This is a genomic window from Promicromonospora sp. NPDC060204, assembly GCF_042728455.1.
Taxonomy (GTDB): Bacteria; Actinomycetota; Actinomycetes; order Actinomycetales; family Cellulomonadaceae; genus Promicromonospora.
On the sequence record NZ_JBHWZO010000454.1, the window covers coordinates 1 to 1791 of the forward strand.

Sequence of the window (1791 nt, forward strand, 5' to 3'; positions counted from 1 at the left end):
CCTTCCGTACGGAGGGTGCGGCCGGCGTCGTCGTCCGACAGGTCAGGACGGCGGAAGGTCCCAGGCCCGCGCGCCGCCCACGAGCGCGGCCGAGTTGGGCACGATGACGACGTCGTCGCCCAGGCGGGCCAGCGCCGACGGCGTGATGCAGCGCGCGTTGCCGCCGCCGATGTAGAGCCGGTCCCAGTGGAAGACGGGCCGCAGCCCGTCCACGACGGTGACCACGCGCCGTGACCACAGCCCGTCCCCGAGCCGGCGTCGTTCGGGCTCCCCGATGTACTGGTCGTACGTGAGGCTGCGGCGCACGGGAGCGTGCGACCACTCCAGGTGCGGCGCGATGCGCCCGCCGTGGAACATCGCCGTCCCGAGGCCCGTGCCGAGCGTGATCACCAGCTCCAGGCCCGACGCCGCGACCACGCCCGCGCCGTGCACCTCGGCGTCGTTCAGGACGAGCGCGGGCAGCCCCAGGCGGGCCGCGACCGCCGCCTGCATGTCGAAGCTGCTCCACGCGTCCAGGAGCGCGGGCACGACCCGGGAACGGGGCCCCGACCGGGTGATGTAGTGCGGCGTGTGCACCACCACACCGCTGCGGATCATGCCCGGCATGCCGACCGTGACCCGCGCGGCGGCGGGGAGGTCCGTGGCGATCTTCGCGATCGTGTCGACGAGCAGCTCGGGCGGGAGCGGGTAGGGCGTCGGCACCCGGACGGGTGTCGCGTGCGCGGTCCCCGACGTGTCGAGGACGGCCGCCTTGATCCCGCCGCCGCCACAGTCGACCGCCAGCGTGAGGGTGTCTGCCATGACGTCACTGTACGAACCCCGGCGGGCAGATCGGGGAAGATGGCTGTCGTGAACGACTTCATCCGGGTCCGGCTCGACCTCGCCTACGAGGGCACCGACTTCGCGGGCTGGGCCCGTCAGCCGGCCCTGCGCACCGTCGAGGGCACGCTGGAGGACGGGCTCGCGCAGGTGCTGCGGAGCGTGCAGCGCGGCCTGCCGGCGCCCCGGCTCACGGTCGCCGGGCGCACGGACTCGGGCGTGCACGCCCGGGGCCAGGTGGCGCACGTGGACGTCGACGCAGACGGCTGGGCCGCGCTGCCGGGCCGCTCCGACCGTGCGCCGGGCGACGCGCTGGTGACCCGGCTGGGCGGCGTGCTCCCCGGGGACCTCGTGGTGCGCCGGGCCGCGCCCGCGCCCGTGGGGTTCGACGCGCGCTTCTCCGCGCTGCGCCGCCGCTACACCTACCGGATCGCCGACGACGTCGCGCTGCGCGACCCCCTGCGCCGCCGGCACGTCCTGTGGAACCGCAAGCCGCTCGACGTCGGGGCCATGGACGCCGCCGTGCGCCCCCTGACCGGGGTGCGCGACTTCGCCGCGTACTGCAAGCCCCGACCCGGGGCCACGACCATCCGGGAGCTGCAGAGCATCGCCTGGGAACGGCCCGCCGACGGGCCGGACGCGGGCCTCGTGGTGGGGCACGTCGTCGCCGACGCGTTCTGCCACAACATGGTGCGTGCGCTCGTCGGCGCGTCGATCGCGGTCGGCGAGGGCCGGCGTGACTCGAGCTGGCCGGGCGTCCTCCTGGCGAGCCGGCGCCGGGACGCGGGTGTCTTCGTCGTGCCGCCGGAGGGGCTGTGCCTGGAGGAGATCACGTTCCCGCCGGACGCCGAGCTCGCGGCCCGCGCCGAGGCCGTCCGGGCCAGGCGGATGGACGAGGACGTCTGGGACGAGCCGGTGCCGGCTCCTCAGGGGTAGAGCTGTGGCGGGACAGAACGAGGGTTCTGTCCCGAC

At 75.4% G+C, this 1791-nt stretch carries 2 protein-coding genes; one reads left to right on the top strand and one right to left on the bottom strand.

Going from position 1 to position 1791, the window contains the following annotated elements:
* Positions 1 to 42: 42 nt before the first annotated feature.
* A complete protein-coding gene (locus ACFWEJ_RS28610) occupies positions 43 to 801 on the bottom strand; it encodes an ROK family protein (RefSeq protein ID WP_285101004.1) in 759 nt (252 codons plus the stop codon).
* Between the two features lie 39 nt (positions 802 to 840).
* Here ACFWEJ_RS28610 and ACFWEJ_RS28615 point away from each other — a divergent pair, with 39 nt between their 5' ends.
* Entirely contained in the window at positions 841 to 1755 is a 915-nt protein-coding gene (locus tag ACFWEJ_RS28615; RefSeq protein ID WP_377232542.1) for a tRNA pseudouridine synthase A, read from the top strand.
* Positions 1756 to 1791: the final 36 nt, after the last annotated feature.